Raw genomic sequence first — 21193 nt, forward strand, 5'->3', positions numbered from 1 at the left:
GTCAAATCTCCTTGGACAGCGTTTCGATGTCGTCCATCGAGATAACGCTCGTGATCGTAGCATCGGGGGCAATCTTCTTGATCATCGGGCCGAGCACTTTGCCGCCCAGCTCGATAAAGTGGGTGATGCCCGCCGCATGCATCGCGGCAACGCTTTCGCGCCAGCGGACGCGGCCGGTGATTTGCTGAACCAGCAGGTCACGCTCGGTCGCAGCGTCGGTGACAGGTGCGGCGGTGACATTGGCATAGACCGGCAAGCGAAAAGTCTGAGGCTGCGTCTCGTTCAGCGCCACGTCCATGCGCTGCGCTGCCGGCTCCATCAGCGAGCAGTGGAATGGTGCTGACACCGGCAATTTGATTGCGCGCTTGATTCCGTGCTCTTTCGCAAGCTCGACTGCGCGGTCGATAGCTGAAAGGTGGCCCGACAGCACGACCTGTCCAGGGTCATTATCGTTGGCGACTTCGCAAACATCACCCTGCGCCGCCGCGTCTGCCAAAGCCTGTGCCTTCTCCAGATCGGCACCCAGCAACGCGCACATGCCGCCCACGCCAATTGGCACAGCCTCTTGCATGGCATTGCCACGAATGCGCAGCAGCCTTGCGGTATCGGCGAGCGAGAATGCACCAACTGCTGCCAGCGCCGAGTATTCACCGAGCGAGTGACCTGCAACCGCCTCGCCCTTTTCGGCGAGGCTTACGCCGCCGGCTTCGAGCACGCGAGCAACGGCGAGGGCATTGGCCATAATCGCTGGCTGCGCGTTGGCAGTGAGCGTCAGCTCGCTTTCCGGACCTTCGCTCATCAGCTGGAACAACTTCTGGTTAAGCGCGTCATCGACTTCTTCGAACACTTCGCGCGCGGCGGAGCTGGCCTCTGCCAGTTCTACGCCCATGCCGACCTTCTGGCTGCCCTGTCCGGGAAAAACGAAAGCAATCATGTGAATCTCCTTGATGGGCGCGGATTAGGCGCGCTGAAGCGTCCTCGCAACCGTCCTAGCGTGAACCGAAGGGGACAATCGCATTCTGCGCATCGTGCCCGATGTCGGCGCGGCCAAGGTAGGGGATGTCAGTCTTGTCGCACCAGAAACGGGCGATTTGCTCTTCGTCCATGCCGAAGGGGCGATCATTCTCCGGCACAGCGGAGACCCGGCCCAGCCGCAGTCCGGCGACGCCTTCTAGATGCGCGGTGACGTGGAAGAACAGCCGGTCGACAGCATAGAGATGCTCTGCCACTTCCTCGACCAGGACAACGTGATCGGTGAGATCGGGCATCATGTCGGTGCCCACCAGCATCGCGAGTGTCATCAGGTTGAACGCGACTGTCGGACGGTCATCGAGGCCCGCCTCTAGCGCAACCTCCTGACCCGAAAGGTAGCGCAGCACGCGGCGCACTGCGTCATCACCATCTTCGCGTTTGATATCGCCTGCCAGCGGGCCGTGGACAGGCTTGCCAATCTGGTTGCGATAGAGCGCACCCAGCAGCGTTCCAGCGTCCGAATAGCCGAGATAGGTCTTGCCCCGCGCGGTGTCTCCCATCGCGGCAATCGCATCGGCGGCAATGCGGTTTGAGCCGTATCCGCCCATCGCAAACCACACCGCATCCACCTCAGGATCATTGGCAGTTGTAACCAGTGCGTCGAGGCGTGTCGCGTCGTCTCCGGCGAAATGTCCATGCTCGAGGAAGCATTGTTGGTGGAAGGTCAGCTCGACCTTCGGAAACTCCGTCGCAACCAGTGCCAGCACCGCATCGGCCCGTTCACGCAGGATCGGCTTTCCGGGACAGAGACAGGTAATGCATGTTGTCATCCATTTCCCTCTAACATCCGCTTCACAAAGCGCCAGCGTGCGCATAGTCACATCCCCATGAATGATACTTCAAGCGTGACCGCCCAACCCTATTTCTTCTGTGGCATCGGCGGATCGGGCATGCTGCCGCTCGCACAGATCGTGAAGGGTCTGGGCGGCGAAGTGGCCGGGTCTGACCGCAGCTTTGACCAAGGCCGCACGCCCGAGAAGTTCGCGGCGCTCGAGGCGCAAGGCTTCACGCTCTTCCCTCAGGATGGCAGCGGAATCACCTCCGGCGAGCAGGTGCTTATTGCCTCCGCGGCGATCGAGGACACTGTTCCAGAAATCGCCAAGTCGAAAGAATTGGGCTGCGAACGGCTCACCCGTGCAGAACTGCTCGCGCGGCTGTTCAACGATGCCCCGCAATCGTTGGCTGTTGGCGGGACAAGCGGCAAGTCGACCACCACCGCGATGCTCGGCTGGATCATGGAGGCGACTGGCAATGCACCGACGATCATGAACGGTGCGGTGATGAAGAACTTCGTTTCCAAGGAACGCCCCTATGCCAGCGCGGTGGTGGGTGATGGAGGCACTTTCGTGAGCGAGGTCGACGAAAGCGACGGCTCGATCGCGCTCTACCACCCATCTGTCGCACTACTGCTCAATGTGAGTCTCGACCACAAGAGTATGGAAGAACTGCGCGAATTGTTTGGTAATTTCCTGAGCGCGGCGGATCGCGGCGTCGTGAATGCGGACGATGTCGAGGCGTTTCGGCTGGTCGCCCATGCGAATGAGCCCCTCACCTTTGGCATCGACAATTCCTGCGCCGCCTTGGGCATTGCCGAGGGCAGTATTGCCGACGGGCCGACCAAACAGGCTGCGCTGGTGGTGGACCGCCGCGATGGCAGCGAGCACGCGCTGCGCCTCGCCATGCCTGGACGGCACAACCTGTCGAACGCCCTCGCCGCGATTGCCGCTGCCAATGCCGCAGGTGTGCCGGTAGCGGATGCCGTGGCTGCACTGGCGGACTTTAAAGGCCTCGCCCGCCGCTTCGATATTGTCGGCACCAGCGCGAGCGGGATCACCGTGATCGACGATTTCGGGCACAACCCCGAGAAAGCCCGTGCGACGCTCAAGACCCTCAAGAGCCATGAAGGCCGCGTGATCGCCTTCTTCCAGCCGCACGGCTACGGCCCGCTACGCCAGATGGGGCATGAATTGGCCGAGACCTTTGCCGAGGAATTGGATGACACCGATCTTACCCTGCTATGCGACCCGGTCTACTTCGGCGGCACCGTGGATCGCAGCGTCGGCAGCGAGCGGATCATCGACATGATCCACGCTGCGGGCGGCAAAGCACTCCACATCAACACCCGCGAAGGCTGCGGCGATTTCATCGTGCAGAACGCCAAAGCCGGCGACCGCGTGGTCGTGATGGGCGCGCGTGATGACACGCTGACCGAATTCGCCGAAGACCTGCTGGCACGGCTGTGAGCACCTCAAAAATAAGCCTTTCGCAACACTTCGAGGGTTAAAGCGGGTTTCCCAATCGTCACCAGAAGGCTCCGAAAGTGCAGAAAAGTTATCGTGAAAGCGGCGTCGGCATGTTCGATGCCCATCCGGGCACCTACCTCATCTCCGCCTATTTTGACGATAATCAGGTGGATCTTGTCTACGCCAATGTTCTTGGCTGGCAGGTCGGCAAGGATCGCCGCCTAACGCCGATCACGCTCGATCCGCGCGCGGCTGACGAAAGCCCCTGGTTCGTGATGCATCCCGATGGCCGCGTTGAAAGCAGCGACGGCCGAGGGTGGGACAACAAGGACGCCTGGATAGCAGAAGAACGCAGAGTCCAACGCGCGGCCGCATAGACGCAGATTAGTGCGCGGCTGCTTCTTCGGCTTCCTCGGTATGACCCAGCCCCAGCACGTTGTGTAGCACAAACACGATCACCGCACCCAGCACCAGCCCGAGCAGCGCTGATAGCGACGCGAAGGTCAGCCAGCCGAGAACACCGCCAAGACCGCCGGCAATATGCTCGACCCAGTGCTGTGCAGAATGGATGACCTCTTCAGGGAAGAGAATGCCGAGTTCGTGCAGGCCGTGAATGATAATTCCGCCTCCGACCCAGAGCATGGCCACCGTCCCGATCAGCGAGAGCGCCGTGAGCAAATGCGGCATAGCATTGACCAGACCGGTACCGAACTTGCGCCCCGCTTCTGTCCGGCCCTCTTGCGCCAGATGCAGGCCCACATCGTCCATCTTCACGATTAGTGCCACAGCGCCATAGACGACCAGCGTGACGGCAATGCCCACCAGCGCCAGCACGCCAGCGCGGGTAATCAGCGTTTCGGTCGCCACCTCACTGAGCGTGATCGCCATGATCTCTGCCGATAGGATCAGATCGGTGCGGATGGCACCCGCCACGCGCTCTTTCTCGAACGCAACCGGGTCTTCGATTGGGCTGTCCAGGTTCTTTCCGTGCTTTGCCCCGCCCAGCTTCTCCATCACCTTTTCCGCGCCTTCATAGCAAAGGAAGGCGCCGCCCAGCATCAGGATAGGGATGATCAGCCACGGCAGGAACTCGCTCAGCAACAGAGCCGCCGGCAGCAGGATGATCAGCTTGTTGAACAGGCTGCCCTTGGTGATTTTCCAGATAATCGGCAGCTCGCGCGCTGGGGAAAGTCCCGTGACGTAGCTCGGCGTCACGGCCGCATCATCAATCACCACGCCTGCCGTCTTGGAGCCTGCACGGCCAGCGGCGGCCGCAATATCATCGACCGAAGCCGATGCCGTACGGGCGATGATGGAAACGTCGTCTAAAAGGGCGGCAAGGCCTGAAGGCATTGAAGGACACTCCCTGTTTCGTGCTTCATCCGCTGCCCTGCCTGTCAGTTTCCATTCCGGCAAGCCCCGGAGGGCCTGTTTTCGCCCCTTATTGCGCTTGCATTTCCCCCCAATCCCGCTATGTGCGCGCCTTCCCTGCGGTAATGCCGCACGGGAAACCCAAGAAAGCCGGAGGGGCACCAGCGGATTCGCCGCAGGATCGCCAGCGATCGGCATTGAAGTGAAAGGAAGCGTGCATGGCTCTTTACGAGCATGTTTTCCTCGCGCGTCAGGATCTGAGCCAGGCTCAGGTTGATGCGCTTGCTGCTGGCGCCACGGAAATCGTGGAAGGCAATGGCGGCAAGGTCGTGAAGACCGAGACCTGGGGCCTGAAGTCCCTCGCCTACAAGATTGACCGCAACCGCAAAGCCCACTTTGTGATGCTCAACATCGATGGCCCTGGTAGCCTCGTTGCCGAGCTGGAGCGTCAGAACCGCATCAACGAAGACATCATCCGTTGGCTGACCATCGCTGTTGAACAGCATGAAGACGGCCCGTCTGTGATGATGAAGAAGAACGACCGCGACAAGAAAAAGCGGTCCGACCGTGAGGAGCGTAACTGATGGCTCGTCCGTTCTACCGTCGTCGCAAGTCCTGCCCGTTTGCTGGCAAGGACGCACCGCAAATCGATTACAAAGACACGCGTCTGCTGCAGGGCTTCATGTCCGAACGTGGCAAGATCGTGCCCAGCCGTATCACTGCTGTTTCTGCCAAGAAGCAGCGTGAACTGGCCAAGGCCATCAAGCGTGCTCGCCATCTGGGCCTGCTGCCCTACATCGTGAAGTAAGGGAGAAAAGACCATGGATATCATTCTCCTCGAACGCGTTGGCGGTCTCGGCCAGATCGGTGACATTGTCACCGTGAAGGACGGCTACGCCCGCAACTTCCTGCTGCCGCAGAAGAAGGCTCTTCGCGCCAACGAAGCCAACAAGAAGGTTTTCGAAGCCAACCGCGACAAGCTGGAAGCTGAAAACGCCGAAAAGCGTACCGCTGCTGAAAAGCAGGGCAGCAAGGTCGAAGGCACCGAGATCGTTCTGATCCGCGCCGCTTCGAACGCTGGCCAGCTGTACGGCTCGGTCAACGTGCGTGACGTGGCTGCCGGTCTGACCGACAAGGGTCACGACATCGACAAGAAGCAGGTCATCATGGGCGCGCCGATCAAGACGATCGGCATGTTCGACGTGACCATTCGCCTCCACCCCGAGGTGGAAGTTCTGGTCAAGGCCAACGTCGCCCGTTCGGATGACGAAGCCGAACTGCAGAGCCAGGGCGTCGACGTCATCGCGCAGATGAACGAAGAAGAAGCTGCTGCCGACGCAGAAGCCGGCTTCCAGCACGAGCTCGACCCTGACCACGAACTGGGCGACCTGCCCGGTGCAGAGGGTGAAGAAGGTGAAGCAGCCGTTGCGGAAGAAGCTCCGGCTGAAGAAGCTGCCGAAGGTGAAGAAACCACCGAAGGCTGATCGCTTCTCACCGCGACACAGAAACAAGGGCGCTGCCAGCAATGGCGGCGCCCTTTTTCTATGGCTCCCAGCCCAGCACGCCATCCGGCTGCACAAACCCGCACCGCTCATAGAACGCAAAAGCACGCTCGCTAGGCCAGACGAGCATCAACTCTGCTTCGCCGTCAACGGCCCAAGACTTGATTTCCGACAACAGGGCTTCGCCTATCCCTCGATTGCGATGTTTCGGGAGAACATAACAATTGGTCAGGTAAAACCAGTGCCCGGATTCACCGTCCGGCGAGGGGACCTTCTGCACACGGATCACAGTCATTACTGCACCAATCTCACCGTCCAGTTCCGCAACCCAATGATGAGCCTCCTCCGGCGCACGTTCGGCACTTTCGAATCGGATAAAATGACTGACGAATTGATCAAATGCGATGCCAGTTGCGGCAGCCTCATCGCCCATTTTCAGGTGCCAGCGAAGCATAGCGACCTGGCGCAAGTCTTCACGACCTGCGACACGAATGTGAATTTCACCATTCATCACTCAGTCGATCACAGCAAGCCCATCGCCGCCCGGCCCCGTCGCAATGCGGCGGAGCACTTCGCCACTGGCGAAATCGACCTCGGCTATCGTGTCGGTTGCAGTTTCGGCTGCGTAGAGGCGCGATCCGTCCTCGCTGAACACGAGCGTCACCTGCACCGCATCGCTGCCGTCGGAAACGGGGATCGTGCGGACAACTTCGTTGGTCGCGGTGTCGATTACGGAGAGGTCTCCGGTGCCGTAATTGCTGCTCACCACGAAGTCGCCTGAGGGATGCATGGCCAAGCGGATTGGCACTGCACCCGTTGCGACCTCCGCCTGTACCTCCAGCGTCATGGCATCGAGGCGGTAGGCAGTGCTGTCGGCATTGGAGGAGACCCACAGAGTCTCGCCATCGGGAGAAAGTGCCAATGCCTCGATCTGGTCACCGATGCGAACACGGGTGGCCTCGCTTGCGCCTGAAAGATCATAGCGCACCACTTCGCCTGTCGGGATGATTGTACCCCAGGCCATCGAGCCATCGGCATTGACCGCGACGAGATGAGCGCCCGGCCCGCCGCCGCCGATTTCGGTCAGGGCAGGCGTCCCCGCGCTATCCTCGATCACGTAGAAAGAACCGCGCCCTTCCGCGCCCGCGATCACCCTGCCATCGTCAAGCCAAAGCGCGGCGTGAACACGTGCGCGTTCGCCCAGCTCAACCTCGTTGACTGGCACAAGATCATCGGTACCGTAGACCTGCACTGAACGCCCCGAATAGCATGCGACCATCACCATGCTCTCATCAGGTGACACGGTCAGCTCATGCGGGTTCTCACAGGTATCCGCCCTTTGCGTCTCCTCGCCTGTCGCCAGATCGATCCGCGAAAGACTCGCCCCGCGCTTGTTCGCGACAAACATTGTACCGGTCACACTGTCAGAGGGGACTGGCTCCTGCGGCGGAGACGCAGACGTACAGGCGGCCAGCACAACGGGTGCGACGATCAGGGTGGCAAGGCGCATGGAATTTCTCCGGCTTTATGTCCCGGAGCGCAATGTGCCGTATCAGTCTTCCAAAAGAAAGCGTGCGATTTCCACACCCAGCGGATCACCCAGAACACAGCTCATATGCGTGCCGGGAATTGTGCGTACCTGCGCATCGGGTATTGCCTCAGCCAACCGCTCTGGAGAGCCGTTGTCGCGGTCCTTATCGCCGATCAGCACGAGTGTCGGCATGGTGATTTTGGCCAGGTCCGCAACATCGATGTTGTCCACGCCGTTCACCAGAAGCTGGCGTGCAGCCACCGGGTCAATGCCCTGCGTTTTCATGAAGCTCTTGGCAATAAAGCGCGGATCGCCGTGCTTGATCTCGTCAAAATGGTCGATCATGTCGATGAAGAAAGCGGTACGCTTCTGCCAGTTGGTGAGGCCTTCCAGCCCCATACCCGTCACGATCAACTTGCGCGGTGTCAGTCCCGCAATCACGGCGCTGATCGCCGTACGCGACCCGAGCGAGAAGCCAACGAGATCGTAGTCGGTCAGACCCAGCTTCTCGACCACCGCGAAGGTGTCCTTCACCAGCACGCCAGCCGGAAATGCCGCAGCATCGGTCGGGGAGTCGCTTTGTCCATGCACACGCCAATCGGGCATAATGGCTTCAAAGCCCTGCTCTGCCAGATACGCAGCATGACCGTATTTGATCCAGTTCACATTGGCATCGGAGAACAGGCCGTGCAGCAACAGGACCGGGCGGCCACCCCCGCCCTTTGGCCCAATGCGGTGAATGGCCATGCGGGTGCCATCTGATGCGGAGATAAATTCTGGTTCTGCCATCTACTCCTCATGCCGCTCGATTAGATTGCGAGCAAGCCCAAACCAATGGGTGACCAAAGCATTGAAATTTCCAATATGCCTTGTTACGATTACATTTGTAGTCAATTGGAGTCAGGCATGAGAACGCTGGTTTGCTTCATCCTGTTGCTCACGATCGCCACTCCTGCAGCGGCAGAGCAATGGATCGTTCGCGCCGATATGTGGGGTGTTTCAGCCTACTACACGCTCAACGTCGAACGCACAGATAACAACTGGGTAGGCGATCTCGACGGCGGAGAAATTCGCGGAACCGCCGATGAGGATCGCATCACATTTTCCGTGCGGTCAGGACACGATAGCGGAGCCGTGTTTACGGGCCGGATAGTTGAGGACCGGATGAGCGGGTTTGCTACTTTCCCGGATAGGAATGGCGGTGAAGGCGCGACCACCCGCCACGAATTCTCGGCATGGCGAGTGCCCGAGCGCGCTCCAGGAGGGGTGCAAACTCACCGATATGATCCAAGTGACTTCTCCCATACATGGAATCCCGATCGCGAGCCCGTGTTGGTAATCTGGCCGGGCGATACGGTAATCACAGAAACCATCGACTCGGGCGGTATCGACAGCAACGGCAATACACAGAGCCTGTTCGGCAATCCGCAAACCGGCCCATTCTTCATCGCCGGAGCTGAGCCGGGCGATACGCTTGCTATCAGGATCATCTCTCTTACGCCCAATCGCGACTATGCCGACAGCCTCGACCACATCGTACAGCGTGTGCGCGGCCCTCAATTGACATCTGATTCCGAGCAGATCGGTCGGTTCGTCCGTTGGAATATTGATCGTGAGGCAGGTGTCGCGCGACCGGCCAATGTCAGTGATGCCCTGGCCGAACTCGAAGTCCCGCTGCGACCGATGCTGGGCGGTTTGGGCGTCGCTCCCAGTTTCGGATGGCCAGCAATTTCAACCGGCGACACCGGCCACTTCGGCGGCAACATGGATTTCTCTGAAGTGGTCGCAGGCAACACGGTTTATCTGCAAGTCCAGCGGCCGGGAGCATTGCTTTATCTCGGCGATGCTCATGCCGCACAAGGCGACGGGGAGACTACACAATTTGCGTTAGAAACGTCGATGGATGTTGTTTTTAGCGTATCTTTGATCAAGCAAAGCGCCACCCCGATGCCGCGTGTGGAGTCTCCCGATGCGATCATGGTGCTTGGTCAAGCCGGAACGATGGAAGACGCGCTCCAGATCGCTACTGGCGGTATGGTGTCATGGTTGCGCACAGACTACGGTCTCACCTTGTCTGATTCCGCCCAACTTATGGGCGCGGCAATCGAATATCGGATTGCGAACCTTGCCGGACGCAACATTGGTATTGCCGCGATTATCGACAAGTCCCTGCTCCCAGAGTCGCAAAACACACTTACCCTCGCGCCCGAGGATAGCAGGGAGGACTAGCCTCTCCCGTATAACGCCGCCTATCGCGCGATGCAGTTTTCGCCGGCCCAGAGCGCCTCGACAGCGGCTTCATCTTCGGCGCCTGCAAACACGCCGCCGATGCCTTCGCCTTGAGGGTCTCCGATCACGAATTCGTTTTCGATTGTGCTGTCTTCCAGCAGAGTGACACCCGCATCGCCGAGCATTTCGGCGCGAGGTATTTCCGGCACATAGGGTGCTTCCGCCATGTAACCGACGAAGGCATCCTCACGGAATTGCAGCGTCACGCCTGCGTAGGAGGTGTATTCCAGGCCGCAATCATTCGGCCCGCCTGTGTCGATGGCTTCACCCAGCACATTCGCGAGCGTTGCTTCGGTCGCAGAGCGGTTGGAGCCGAACGGCACATCGAGCCGCTCGAACCCGTTCTGCGGCGGCACGATCAAACCGGTTGCCTGTAGATCGAGCGATGCCTCTTCCATCACCTCAACTGGTGCCTCTGCATCACCATTTTCTGCGTCACCATCGGCCGGTTGGCAGGCTGCAAGCATCAACGGAATGGTGAGGAGAGCAGCATATTGACGCATGACGATTATCCCTTTTGCAAGTGGCGGCGGCCGAGCAGTTCGGCGATCTGCACCGCGTTCAATGCAGCACCCTTACGCAAATTGTCGCTGACACACCACAGGACGAGGCCGTTATCGACCGTCGGGTCCTCGCGCACGCGGCTGACATAGGTCGCACCGTCGCCCGCGCTTTCCACCGGAGTGACGTATCCGCCATCCTCGCGCTTATCGACCAGCATGATGCCGGGCGCTTCCCGAAGTATCTCCTGCGCTGCGTCAGCCGAAAGCTCGTTCTCGAATTCGATATTCACCGCTTCGGAATGACCGACAAACACCGGCACGCGCACACAGGTGGCGTTGAGCTTGATCCTGGGGTCGAGGATCTTCTTGGTCTCGACCACCATCTTCCACTCTTCCTTGGTGGCGCCATCATCCATGAACACGTCAATATGCGGGATGACATTGAAGGCGATCTGCTTGGTGAACTTGGCGGGCTCAACCGGATCGCCGACAAAGATCGCGCGGCTCTGATTGAACAGCTCGTCCATGCCATCCTTACCCGCGCCGGAAACCGACTGGTAAGTGCTAACCACCACACGCTTGATCTTGGCCGCATCGTGCAGCGGTTTGAGCGCCACTACCAGCTGCGCGGTAGAGCAGTTGGGATTGGCGATGATGTTCTTGGCCTTGTAGCCATCAATCGCATCGGGGTTCACTTCCGGCACGATCAGCGGCACGTCCGGATCCATACGGTAGAGCGAGCTGTTGTCGATCACCACGCAGCCGGCCTTGGCGGCCTTGGGTGCATATTCTTTCGTCGCAGCGCTGCCGCAAGCGAACAGGGCGATATCCCATCCGGCAAAGTCGAAGTGCTCGAGATTCTTGCACTTCACCATCTTGCCGGAATCGCCGATTTCGATCTCGGTCCCGGTCGAGCGACTGGAGGCAACTGCTGCCACCTCGTCCATCGGAAATTCGCGCTCAGCCAAAATGGCGAGCATCTCGCGCCCGACATTCCCCGTCGCCCCGACTACCGCAACCTTGTAACCCATCGAAACTCTGCTCCGTAAAGTGCTTGCGCGTCCCGCTGCCTATCATCACAACACTTGGCAAGGGGAAACCGATGAAAGTGGATGTGCAGGACTGGGCGAGCCGCGCCAGTCATTTTGATTTTCAGGGACACAAGATCGCCTATTGGACAGGTGGCAGCGGCCCTGCGCTGCTGCTGGTCCACGGCTTTCCGACATGCAGCTGGGACTGGTGCGAGGTGTGGGATGATCTCGCGCAGCACCACACGCTGATCGCCTGCGACATGCTGGGCTTCGGCCTGTCAGACAAACCCAAGGCGCCCTACTCGCTCTTCCGCCAAGCCGATTTGCAGGAGGCACTGCTATCGCACCTTGGCGTGACCGAGTGGGACGCGCTGGTGCACGATTATGGCGTGTCAGTCGGGCAGGAAATGCTCGCGCGGCAGCAAGAGGGATCGGGGGCCGCGAGACTCGGCTCCATGGTCTTCCTCAACGGCGGCATATTCCCGGGTGAGCACCGCCCTCGCCTGATCCAGAAGCTTGGTGCATCACCGCTCGGCCCGCTGGTGAGCCTGATGATGAACCGCAAGCGCTTCGACAAAAGCTTCGCGCCAATCTTCGGGCCTGACACCCAGCCTAGCGAGGCCGAGCTCGACGGGTTCTGGCAGATGATCGCTGCGCAGGACGGGCATCGCAACGCACACCGCCTTCTCGCCTATATGGCCGAACGCACGCGCAACAAGGCGCGTTGGGTCGGCGCGCTTGAGAAGGCGCAGGACAGGATCGGCCTGATCGATGGTGCGCTTGATCCCATCTCCGGCGAGCATGTCTATCACGTGTGGCGCAAGACGTTGCCAAACGCGTGGCACCACTTGCTGCGCCACGTCGGCCATTACCCCCAGGTTGAAGCGCCTGAGGAAGTCGCAAGGATCACGCTAGAGTGGCTGGCCGCCAAGTGCGGTTAACTTCATGCTAACCATACCTGTTAGGCTGGTCTTAACCAATGGAGCACAGTTTTGCCTTGTGTCCGCAGGCGAGTCATCCCTGGTAAACCGCCTTCGTCCACTTCATCTATGCCCTGATAAGAAGGGGCGGCTTCCCGGGTAAGGAAGCCGCCCCGATTTTCATTTCGCGGTCTGATTAGTCTTCTTCAGAAGCCTCATCAGACGGCGGCACAATCCCGTTGCGTTCAAGGAAGTTGAACACCGTGTTGTAGCGGTGCGGAGAGATTTGCTCGCCCGATACGCGGTGCGTGTACCCAGGATAGAGCATCATCTCGAACGGCACGTTGTTTTCCTGCATGACCGAAATGATCTCAGTCGCATTCTCGAACACCACGTTATCGTCCGCCATACCGTGGATGATCAGCAGTGGGTCGCTGATACCGGTCGCGTTAGGGATCGCGCTCGATGCCTCATAGGCCGCACCATCGGCCTGAGGCGTGCCCATGTAACGCTCGGTGTAGTGGGTATCGTAAAGCTCCCACCGCGTTACCGGCGCGCCGCTGATACCCGCGGCGTAAACGCCCGGTTCGGCCTGCAGGCGCTTCAGCGTCATGTACCCGCCGTAGGACCAGCCATCGATGGCGATCATTTCCGGATCGACGAAATCGAGCGTCTGGAGGAAGGCCGTGCCTGCCGCCTGGTCGCGCACTTCGACACCACCCATCGCGCGATAGATCGGCTGCTCGAAGGCGACCCCGCGATTGTTCGAACCGCGATTGTCGAGCGCGAACCAGATATAACCCCGATCAACGATGGCCTGCCGTAGTGCACCGTTCCAGCCGCGGTTGACGATCTGCGGTCCCGGTCCGCCGTAGTGGTAGAAATAGACCGGATAGCGCTGCCCTGGCTCCATCTCCGGCGTGACCATCTCCCAGTAAAGCGGTGTACCGTCTTCGGCTTCGATCGTGCCATATTGCGTAGGGCGATGGCTCGCGACGAAGGGCGCATAGGGATGGTCCGCATCCAGCGCGTTTTCCTCAACCCACGCCACGCGCTGGCCGGACTGGTCAGCAATGTAGATCTGCGGCGGTGTGTCATCGTTGGAGCGACTGATAAGCATCGTCTGACCCGATCCGTCCATGCTCGCACCGTAGGTGAAGCCCGGCTCGGTCAGCCGCTGCACTTCGCCGGGTAGCGCGAGGTCGAGGCTATAGACATGCTGTTCCAGCACATCATCGCGCGTGCCCTGGAAGAACACACGGCCGGCATCCTGATCCACACCGGCGAGTTTGGTTACGACCCACTCGCCTTCGGTCAGCTGCTGCCAGCCATCATTACCGAGCAGGTAGAGGTGCCCGAAACCATCGCGCTCGGACCACCAGATCAGGCGGCCATCATCCAGAAACTTGTAATTGTCACTGAGGTTGATCCAGTAATCCTCCACCGCAGCATTCTCGGTGAAGAACACCTCGCTTTCGCCCGTCGCCGGATCGACGCGCAACATATCGAGCACTGTCTGCTCGCGGTTCTGCCGCTGGACGTAGATCGCGCTTCCATCGGGTGCCCAATCGACACGGGCGAGATAGATGTCGGTCTCATCGCCCAGGTCCACTTCGACGCTGTTACCGCCATCGGGGTCCATCACGAAGAGCTGGACGATGGCATTGTCGCTGCCCGCGACCGGATAGCGTTGGTCGTAAACCTCGGTGCCCGTCGCGCCGATGGCCGCGCGGGTGACGATGCCGACAGGGCTTTCATCGGTGCGCTGCACAACCACGCGGCTGTCATCAGGTGACCACCAGTACCCGGTGAGACGGCTCATTTCCTCTTGCGCCACGAATTCGGCTTCACCCCAGCGGATGGTGTCAGCTTCTGCGGGCGTGATCGGCTGGGCTTCTGCGCCGACTTCACCCACCCACAGGCGGCGGTCACGCACGAAGGAAACATAGCCGCCATCGTCGCTGAGCGATGGGTTGAGCTCGCTCTCCTCGGTATCGGTCAGACGAACGACTTCGCCGCCGATGCGCGCGAGATAGAGGTCACCATCGAGCGGCACGAGCAGGCCCGTTCCGTCCGGCGTCCACTGGTAGGAGATGATACCGCGCAGGTTGCCCACGCGCGCGCGCTCACGCTGCATGCGCTCATCCTCACTCAGCTCGCGCCCGGTGCCGAGCGCCTCGCTATCGACCAGCATCGACCATTCGCCGGTCTCGCGGTCAAAGGCCCACAGGTCATACCGCTCGCGCTCGTCCTCGCGGTTGCGCAGCACGGTGAGATAGCGGCCATCGGGCGAAAGCTTTGCCTGGCGCGGTGTCGGGCCGTTGAGCGATGGGCTAGCGAAGACCCGCTCGAAAGTGAGTTCGGGCGCTGCTGCGGTAGTATCCTGAGCCATTACAGGCGTGGCCATTGTGGTTGCCGCAAGGGCGATAAGCAGGTTGCGCATGTCAGAAGGGAACCTCTCCATTTGTGTTTGGCGCCCTGCCTAAGGCGCGCACGGCCTGCTGGCAACATGGCCTATCGACATACGAAAAGGGCGGCTCTCCGCTTTAGAGAACCGCCCTTTGTTGTTTCGCTTGGAAGCGCGGCTTACGAAGCCACGTTTTCCCGACGCTCGGCGATACGAGCGCGCTTACCGGTACGGCCACGCAGATAGTACAGCTTGGCACGACGCACGACGCCGCGGCGAACCACGGTGATGCTGTCGACGATCGGCGAGTAGAGCGGGAACACACGTTCCACGCCTTCGCCGAAGCTGATCTTGCGCACGGTGAAGTTGCTACCCATGCCGCGGTTGGAGCGGGCGATGCACACGCCTTCGAAATTCTGGACGCGTTCGCGGTTGCCTTCCTTAACCTTCACGCCGACACGCAGGGTATCGCCGGGGCGGAAGTCCGGAACGTCTTTGCCGAGAGCTTCAATTGCTTCGGCTTCGAGAGTCTGGATCAGGTTCACTGGTCCGTTTCCTTCTTTTTTCGCTGCACGCCAGAGGCAGGCTGGACCGGAGCGCCACCGTGGCGTTCCCATAAATCCGGCCTGCGTAACCGAGTATCATCTTCCGCGCGGGCTTTCCTCCACGCGGCGATTTTCGCATGATCCCCTGATCGCAGCACTTCGGGGATCGTGCGCCCTTCCCATTCCTGAGGTCGGGTATATTGCGGGTATTCGAGCAAACCGTCCTCGAACGATTCCTCTGTCCCGCTGGATGGCGCGCCCATTACCCCCGGAAGCAGCCGAATGCAAGCGTCGAGTATGGCCAATGCAGCAGGCTCTCCGCCCGAGAGGACAATGTCGGCAAGGCTGACCTGCTCAATCTCCGGCCGCGCCTCGAACAGCCGCTCGTCGAAACCTTCGAAACGCCCGCACAACATTATGACGCCGGGGCCAGAGGCGATTGCGCGAATGCGATCCTGCGTGATGGGTTTCCCGCGCGGCGTCATGGCGAGAATCGGGCGTGTTACTTCCCCTCCCTTGAGGGAGGAGATCGAGGGGTAGGTGTTCGAGGTTTCTGGCGCAGAATCCCCATCACCTGCCGCACCCCCATCCCCAACCCCTTCCCCCATGGGAAGGGACTTTCCCGTGACTGAATCCAAAGCCCGCCCAAGCACATCCGCCTTCAACACCATTCCCGCTCCGCCCCCGGCAGGAGTATCATCGACATTGCGGTGCTTGTCGGTCGCGAAATCGCGGATCTGAACGGTCTCGCAAGACCACTTCGCTTCCTCTAGCGCACGCCCCGCAAGCGAGACACCCAGCGGCCCGGGAAACATCTCCGGATAGAGTGTAAGGATGGTGGCGGCGAAGGTCATCGATCAGTCGACTCAATAGTCACGAAAGTAAGTGCCATTCCGCTGGGCCTCGACTCGTCGAGCATCGAAATACGAGGCTCCAGCAGCAAACAAGCCGCCCGCGAAGAATGGCAGAGTATCGTAAAACAGATTGCGCAAAGCATAACCTGATGCGGATAGGATTCCGTCTGCCCATCCAGCGCCAGCCTGCCCAGAAAACCAGACAAACCAAAACAAAGGAACGGTCATCGCGACAACAACCAGCCGGGCAGAAATTGTATACTGGTCAAATTGCCGATGCACCCACATGCCCACAAGAAACCCCGGCGCAGCGAGAACTGCTGCAAACAAAAACGCATTCAGAAATGGCGCGATCGAGAATCCAGGATCTTCCACCGGACAGTCAAAACAAAAACTCGTCATCTCAACGGCAGCGATGGATGTAAAGCTCAAGAGTCCGCTCCCCAATTTACCCCATCCTTCGCCCGCGTTTCGACGCTCAGCTCAAACACATCGGGCCGCGAGTAGTGGCCGTCGGTGTCGAGGTTCGCCAGACCCTCGTCGCGCAGTGACAGGTCGAGCTCGGCGAACAAAGTCTCCTCGCCCTCGCCCGCTTGCGCGACTACACTCGCATCGGGTGCGGCGATCAGGGAGCCGCCGCGGTTGATCACATCGGCTTCGATGCTTTCGATGAGTTCACGGCCCTCTGCCGAGCCACCGGCACGCTCCAGCCCATCGAATACGTCGTCCTTCGTCTGCACCAATCCCGCCGCCAGCACGAAGCAGCGGCCTTCCATTGCGTAGTGGCGGCTGGCGATCGCGTAGCTTTCGCGCACGGTCGGCCATGCGGCGACGTGGACGCTTTCGCCGAGGTTGTGCATCGCCGCGCGCGCGAGCGGCATCCAGTGCTCCCAGCAGATCAGGCTCCCGACATTTCCCCATTCGGCCTGATGCACGCCGAGCGTCGAGCCGTCGCCGCGCATCCACACCAGCCGCTCGCCATGCGTTGGCACCAGCTTGCGATGGCCAAGCACTGGCAAGCCGGAGCGGAAGGTCATCTGGTTATTGTAGAGGCTCTGGCGCACTCGCTCGTGCGCACCGATGGAAATCACCGCGCCGCTTTCGTCAGCCAGTTCCTGCAAGGGCAGCAGCCGCTCGTCCCCCGGCACCACCGCCTGCTCCATCAGGATGCGGTGCAGCGCCTTGCTGCCCGGATGGTCCCACAGGGCAGCTCCCGGAGCCTCGTCCAGCCACAGCGGATAACCGCCAAGGAAGGTCTCCCCAAAGGCCACGACCTGCGCCCCGCCCTCGACAGCCTCGCGCGCCAGACGCACGGCCTTCTCGATCCCGTCCGAAATGGCGAGCGGCACAGGCGCGGCCTGACAAATGGCGACGTTGAGTTTGGTCATGGTGAGCGTTTAGGCGCGGAGTTTCGCCACGGCAACCGGCACAGATCAGCGGAACGTATCGCCTACAGGGTCTGACTTTGCGATCTTACGCGACATGATGAAGGCGCCGGGCAAAGAGGCCACTGCGCATACCGCGAAGAAAAAGAACATCGCGATAGTGCTTTCGAAAGCCGCGCTCATTCCGTCGACCGCAAGGGGACCAAGCATGGTTCCTGCGATCATCAGGCCCGAAACAGCTGAACCTGCGAGTGCGCGCTGCGTTGTGTTGCGGTTGTTCCGCCAGAAATAGAGGATCGAGACGATCCCCGCCGCCAAACCGTTGAGGATGGCAAGCCCGAAGACGAATACCGATGCGATAATGATGATGTCAGACATCGGCGAAGTCCGCATTGATCACCAGCCGTGCGGTATCCCATTCGGGCACGGCTTCCTTACGCATCGGCACCATGAATTTCTTGCCTGCCTTCGGGCCGCTGGTGCGCGCGATTTCGATCACGTCTCCCGCACCGAAATTGTGCACGGCAATGACCTCGCCAATGGCCTCTCCTGCATCGGACTCGGCAGCGAGACCGATCAGATCGGCATGGTAGTACTCGCCCTCACCCAGCTTGGGCAGAGCATCGCGCGTGACGGTAAGGACAGTGCCGCGCAGCTTTTCGGCGGCGGTGCGATCAGTGACTTCGGCAAAGCGCGCAATGGCGCCGCCCTTGTTATCGTCACGGACCTTCTTGAGGGTGAGATCACCCCCGTTGAAGCTCTTGTGCGGTTTGAAGGTCGCCAGACCCTCGCCAAACAGCTTCAGGCGGACTTCGCCCGTCACGCCGTGCGCGCCGGTGATGGCAGCAAGGGTGACGGGCTTGTCCCGAGACAAGAGGATCAGTCCTCTTTCTTCTCTTCTTCGGCTGCTTCTTCAGCCGGAGCTTCCTCTGCAGCGGCTTCCTCGGCGGGAGCTTCCTCAGCGGCAGCTTCTTCGGCCGGAGCTTCTTCAGCAGCGGGCTCTTCTGCAGGAGCCTTGGCTTCCTCTTCAGCAGCCTTCTTGGCTTCTTCTGCTTCGGCAGCCTTGGCAGCCTTTTCTTCAGCGCGTTCCTTGGCGGCTTCGCCCGGCTCGGCCTTCTGCGGGTTGTTGCGCGGCGTACGCTCCATGATACCGGCAGCATCGAGGAAGCGGAGGACGCGGTCGCTCGGCTGCGCGCCAACGCCGAGCCAGTACTTGATGCGATCTTCGATCAGCGTCACGCGCTTCTCGTCACCCTTCGGCAGCATCGGGTTGTAGGTGCCGAGCTGCTCAAGATACTTGCCGTCACGTGCACGGCGGCTGTCAGCAGCCACGATGCGGTAGTACGGGCGCTTCTTTGCGCCACCGCGCGAGAGGCGAATTGCGATTGCCATGATAGATTACCTTTCGAAATTAAACTTTTGAAATTGATATAAATTACTTCTTGTTCAACAAATTCTGGAGATCGGGCGGGAGACCTGCGCCACCACTACCGCCAGGCAGTCCGGGCATCCCGCCGGGAGCGCCGCCACCGGGCATTCCCGGCATGCCGCCCCCGCCGCCGAACATGGCGGCAAGGCCTTTCAGGCCGCCCATTTTCTTGATCTGCTTCATCGCGCGACCCATTTCCTGGTGCATCTTGAGGATCTTGTTGACCTCTTGCACGCTGGTGCCGCTGCCAGCCGCCACGCGCTTTTTGCGCTTGGCGTTGAGCAGCTGCGGATGGGTGCGTTCCTTCTTGGTCATGGAGCCGATGATGGCATCCATGTGAAGCAGAACCTTGTCGTCCATGTCGGCATTGGCCATCGCGGCCTTGGCCTTCTTCATGCCTGGCATCATGCCTGCCAGCATGCCGAGGCCGCCCATGTTCTGCATCTGCTGAAGCTGTTTGCGCAGGTCGTTCATATCGAACTTGCCTGCCATCATCTTCTTGGCGAGCTCTTCGGCGTCTTCCGCCTTGATCGTCTCCGCCGCCTTTTCGACTAGCGAAACGACATCGCCCATGCCGAGGATGCGATCGGCAACACGCGCCGGGTGGAAACGCTCGATCGCGTCGAGCTTTTCGCCAGTGCCTGCAAACTTGATCGGCTTGCCCGTGACAGCGCGCATCGAAAGCGCCGCGCCGCCGCGCGCATCGCCATCCATACGGGTGAGCACGACGCCGGTCAGCGGAACTTCATCGGTGAAGCTCTGCGCGACGTTCACCGCGTCCTGACCTGTCAGGCTGTCGACAACGAGCAGCACTTCTGCAGGATCGGATGCGCCCGCGACAGCCTTCATTTCGGCCATCAGCGCTTCGTCGACATGCAGGCGGCCTGCGGTGTCGAGCAGCAGCACGTCGATATTTTGCAGCTTTGCCGCGTTCAGCGCGCGCTTGGCGATGTCGACCGGCTGCTGGCCGGGAACGATGGGGAGCGTTGCGACGTCCGCCTGCTCGCCCAGAACAGCCAGCTGTTCCTGCGCTGCCGGACGGTTGACGTCGAGCGAGGCCATCATGGCCTTCTTGCCTTCTTTCTCCTTCAGCAGCTTGGCGATCTTGGCGGTGCTGGTGGTTTTACCCGAACCCTGCAGGCCGACCATCATGACCACGGCTGGCGGAGTGACGTTGAAGTTGAGCGGCGATGCTTCGCCGTCCGACTCTTCACCGCCGAGCATATCGATCAGCTCGTCATTGACAATCTTGATGACCTGCTGGCCCGGTGTGACCGATTTCAGGACTTCCTGACCAATGGCGCGCTCGGTTACGCGGTTGATAAATTCGCGGGCGACGGGAAGCGCGACATCGGCTTCGAGCAATGCCACGCGCACTTCGCGCATGGCATCGCGCACGTCCTGTTCGTTCAATGCCCCGCGACCGCGCAGGCGATCGAAAACATTGGTCAAACGATCAGACAGCGTATCAAACATGCGCGTCTCTACTCCTCAATTTGGACATCCCACCCGGCCCATATGGGTAGAGGGAAGCCAAATGCCAAAAACGCCGGCGGACGAGAACTCGTCGGCCAGCGTGAGCCCGAAACCTTGGGCCCGCTCAATAATCGTGCCGCAGAATACCACGGCGGTGTTCAGAACATCCATCGCGTCGGATTTCGGTTCAGGGTGGAAGCGAAAATGGTGGAGTGCGAGAACCGGAGCGCAGCGGGCATCAAGCCCGTGAGCACCGGAAGCGCAGCGATCCGCCATTTGCAGCCCGCCCTGGGCCGAAAGACGATGCGATGGTGGAGCCTAGCGGGATCGAACCGCTGACCTCAACACTGCCAGTGTTGCGCTCTCCCAGCTGAGCTAAGGCCCCGTATCCATCGATGTCTGCACCCCGTTAGGAGTGCGGAGTGGCCCTTTATGCCTGAGTGGCGTGAGAGGCAACCCCTTTTGTTTTTCGAAGCCGCCTCCGCGGCTTCGTCCTCGCTAGATGTATTGCTTGTTTAGCCTCAAGCGCCGGCGGTCGCGTCCGCTCCCTTAGGCTTCCGCCCTACCGGGCGGCGCGCAGTCGCGCGCTGTCGGTCGCTAGTCGCGCCCGATTCCAGCGCAGGACAGCTACCGTGTCGCGGAGCTCGCTCGGCGCCTAGCCGAGGGCAAGGGCGA

The 21193-nt window shown here is 60.5% G+C and carries 25 protein-coding genes and 1 tRNA gene; 7 read left to right on the plus strand and 19 right to left on the minus strand.

The features are described from left to right. Position 1: 1 nt before the first annotated feature. Positions 2-934, minus strand: coding sequence for an ACP S-malonyltransferase (gene fabD, locus OOZ52_RS11380; protein WP_274698647.1), 933 nt, complete (start codon positions 932-934; stop codon positions 2-4). 55 nt (positions 935-989) lie between these two features. Further along, positions 990-1802, minus strand: a complete 813-nt coding sequence (locus OOZ52_RS11385) for an LD-carboxypeptidase (RefSeq protein ID WP_274698648.1) — start codon at positions 1800-1802, stop codon at positions 990-992. A gap of 57 nt (positions 1803-1859) precedes the next feature. On the opposite strand from OOZ52_RS11385, the gene OOZ52_RS11390 reads away from it, so the two are divergent. Then, on the plus strand, positions 1860-3275 hold the full coding sequence (locus tag OOZ52_RS11390; RefSeq protein WP_274698649.1) for a glutamate ligase domain-containing protein: 1416 nt from the start codon (positions 1860-1862) through the stop codon (positions 3273-3275). A gap of 77 nt (positions 3276-3352) precedes the next feature. Further along, a complete protein-coding gene (locus OOZ52_RS11395; RefSeq protein ID WP_274698650.1) occupies positions 3353-3652 on the plus strand; it encodes a hypothetical protein in 300 nt (99 codons plus the stop codon). A 7-nt stretch (positions 3653-3659) separates the two neighbouring features. Here OOZ52_RS11395 and OOZ52_RS11400 read toward each other — a convergent pair whose 3' ends face one another. Beyond that, positions 3660-4628: a DUF808 domain-containing protein gene (locus OOZ52_RS11400; protein ID WP_274698651.1), complete on the minus strand. Its 969-nt coding sequence runs from the start codon at positions 4626-4628 to the stop codon at positions 3660-3662. Positions 4629-4864: 236 nt separating this feature from the next. On the opposite strand from OOZ52_RS11400, the gene rpsF reads away from it, so the two are divergent. Genes rpsF through rplI form a run of 3 tightly spaced genes read left to right on the plus strand, consistent with a single transcriptional unit; the run spans position 4865 to position 6130 of the window. Next, entirely contained in the window at positions 4865-5230 is a 366-nt protein-coding gene (gene rpsF / locus OOZ52_RS11405) for a 30S ribosomal protein S6 (protein WP_274698652.1), read from the plus strand. Then, positions 5230-5454: a 30S ribosomal protein S18 gene (gene rpsR / locus OOZ52_RS11410; protein WP_197921053.1), complete on the plus strand. Its 225-nt coding sequence runs from the start codon at positions 5230-5232 to the stop codon at positions 5452-5454. Before rpsF ends, rpsR begins: the two co-directional genes overlap by 1 nt. 13 nt (positions 5455-5467) lie before the next feature. Further along, positions 5468-6130, plus strand: a complete 663-nt coding sequence (rplI, locus tag OOZ52_RS11415) for a 50S ribosomal protein L9 (RefSeq protein ID WP_274698653.1) — start codon at positions 5468-5470, stop codon at positions 6128-6130. Between the two features lie 58 nt (positions 6131-6188). Here rplI and OOZ52_RS11420 read toward each other — a convergent pair whose 3' ends face one another. The 3 genes from OOZ52_RS11420 to OOZ52_RS11430 are packed head-to-tail and all read right to left on the minus strand — an operon-like array spanning position 6189 to position 8468. Then, positions 6189-6659, minus strand: coding sequence for a GNAT family N-acetyltransferase (locus OOZ52_RS11420; protein ID WP_274698654.1), 471 nt, complete (start codon positions 6657-6659; stop codon positions 6189-6191). Positions 6660-6662: 3 nt separating this feature from the next. After that, positions 6663-7658, minus strand: coding sequence for a YncE family protein (locus OOZ52_RS11425; RefSeq protein WP_274698655.1), 996 nt, complete (start codon positions 7656-7658; stop codon positions 6663-6665). Between the two features lie 42 nt (positions 7659-7700). Then, the gene (locus tag OOZ52_RS11430) at positions 7701-8468 is read right to left on the minus strand and encodes an alpha/beta fold hydrolase (RefSeq protein ID WP_274698656.1); all 768 of its coding nucleotides are present in this window, start codon (positions 8466-8468) and stop codon (positions 7701-7703) included. 45 nt (positions 8469-8513) lie between these two features. Between OOZ52_RS11430 and OOZ52_RS11435 the strand changes: the two genes are divergently transcribed. Continuing rightward, positions 8514-9908, plus strand: coding sequence for an acetamidase/formamidase family protein (locus OOZ52_RS11435; protein ID WP_274698657.1), 1395 nt, complete (start codon positions 8514-8516; stop codon positions 9906-9908). A gap of 20 nt (positions 9909-9928) precedes the next feature. Here the strand turns inward: OOZ52_RS11435 and OOZ52_RS11440 are convergent, their stop codons facing one another. After that, positions 9929-10471 carry a hypothetical protein gene (locus tag OOZ52_RS11440; protein WP_274698658.1) on the minus strand — a complete coding sequence of 181 codons (543 nt, stop codon included), beginning with the start codon at positions 10469-10471 and terminating at the stop codon, positions 9929-9931. Between the two features lie 5 nt (positions 10472-10476). Beyond that, positions 10477-11502, minus strand: coding sequence for an aspartate-semialdehyde dehydrogenase (locus OOZ52_RS11445; protein WP_274698659.1), 1026 nt, complete (start codon positions 11500-11502; stop codon positions 10477-10479). Positions 11503-11573: 71 nt separating this feature from the next. Here OOZ52_RS11445 and OOZ52_RS11450 point away from each other — a divergent pair, with 71 nt between their 5' ends. Beyond that, complete coding sequence (locus tag OOZ52_RS11450) at positions 11574-12443, plus strand: alpha/beta fold hydrolase (RefSeq protein ID WP_274698660.1); 870 nt, start codon at positions 11574-11576, stop codon at positions 12441-12443. A gap of 175 nt (positions 12444-12618) precedes the next feature. On the opposite strand, the gene OOZ52_RS11455 is transcribed toward OOZ52_RS11450, so the two are convergent. The 11 genes from OOZ52_RS11455 to OOZ52_RS11505 all read right to left on the minus strand — a co-directional run bounded on the left by OOZ52_RS11455 (position 12619) and on the right by OOZ52_RS11505 (position 20903). Beyond that, positions 12619-14886, minus strand: a complete 2268-nt coding sequence (locus OOZ52_RS11455) for a DPP IV N-terminal domain-containing protein (RefSeq protein WP_446698128.1) — start codon at positions 14884-14886, stop codon at positions 12619-12621. 122 nt (positions 14887-15008) lie between these two features. Then, a complete protein-coding gene (rplS, locus tag OOZ52_RS11460; RefSeq protein WP_274698661.1) occupies positions 15009-15374 on the minus strand; it encodes a 50S ribosomal protein L19 in 366 nt (121 codons plus the stop codon). Then, positions 15371-16228 (minus strand): tRNA (guanosine(37)-N1)-methyltransferase TrmD, encoded by an 858-nt coding sequence (gene trmD, locus OOZ52_RS11465; RefSeq protein WP_274698662.1) that lies wholly within the window; start codon positions 16226-16228, stop codon positions 15371-15373. Before trmD ends, rplS begins: the two co-directional genes overlap by 4 nt. A 12-nt stretch (positions 16229-16240) precedes the next feature. After that, positions 16241-16660: a hypothetical protein gene (locus OOZ52_RS11470; RefSeq protein ID WP_274698663.1), complete on the minus strand. Its 420-nt coding sequence runs from the start codon at positions 16658-16660 to the stop codon at positions 16241-16243. Further along, positions 16657-17616: a carbon-nitrogen hydrolase family protein gene (locus OOZ52_RS11475; RefSeq protein ID WP_274698664.1), complete on the minus strand. Its 960-nt coding sequence runs from the start codon at positions 17614-17616 to the stop codon at positions 16657-16659. Before OOZ52_RS11475 ends, OOZ52_RS11470 begins: the two co-directional genes overlap by 4 nt. A 45-nt stretch (positions 17617-17661) precedes the next feature. After that, positions 17662-17991, minus strand: a complete 330-nt coding sequence (locus OOZ52_RS11480; protein ID WP_274698665.1) for a hypothetical protein — start codon at positions 17989-17991, stop codon at positions 17662-17664. After that, entirely contained in the window at positions 17984-18487 is a 504-nt protein-coding gene (gene rimM, locus OOZ52_RS11485; protein WP_274698666.1) for a ribosome maturation factor RimM, read from the minus strand. Before rimM ends, OOZ52_RS11480 begins: the two co-directional genes overlap by 8 nt. 5 nt (positions 18488-18492) lie before the next feature. After that, entirely contained in the window at positions 18493-19005 is a 513-nt protein-coding gene (gene rpsP / locus OOZ52_RS11490; RefSeq protein WP_274698667.1) for a 30S ribosomal protein S16, read from the minus strand. Between the two features lie 43 nt (positions 19006-19048). Beyond that, positions 19049-20518 carry a signal recognition particle protein gene (gene ffh / locus OOZ52_RS11495; protein ID WP_274698668.1) on the minus strand — a complete coding sequence of 490 codons (1470 nt, stop codon included), beginning with the start codon at positions 20516-20518 and terminating at the stop codon, positions 19049-19051. 15 nt (positions 20519-20533) lie between these two features. Beyond that, positions 20534-20794: a hypothetical protein gene (locus tag OOZ52_RS11500; RefSeq protein ID WP_274698669.1), complete on the minus strand. Its 261-nt coding sequence runs from the start codon at positions 20792-20794 to the stop codon at positions 20534-20536. A 33-nt stretch (positions 20795-20827) separates the two neighbouring features. Then, positions 20828-20903: transfer RNA gene (locus OOZ52_RS11505), tRNA-Ala, on the minus strand. Positions 20904-21193: the final 290 nt, after the last annotated feature.

The sequence above is a fragment of the Aurantiacibacter sp. D1-12 genome, from assembly GCF_028858515.1.
Classification (GTDB): Bacteria; Pseudomonadota; Alphaproteobacteria; order Sphingomonadales; family Sphingomonadaceae; genus Alteraurantiacibacter.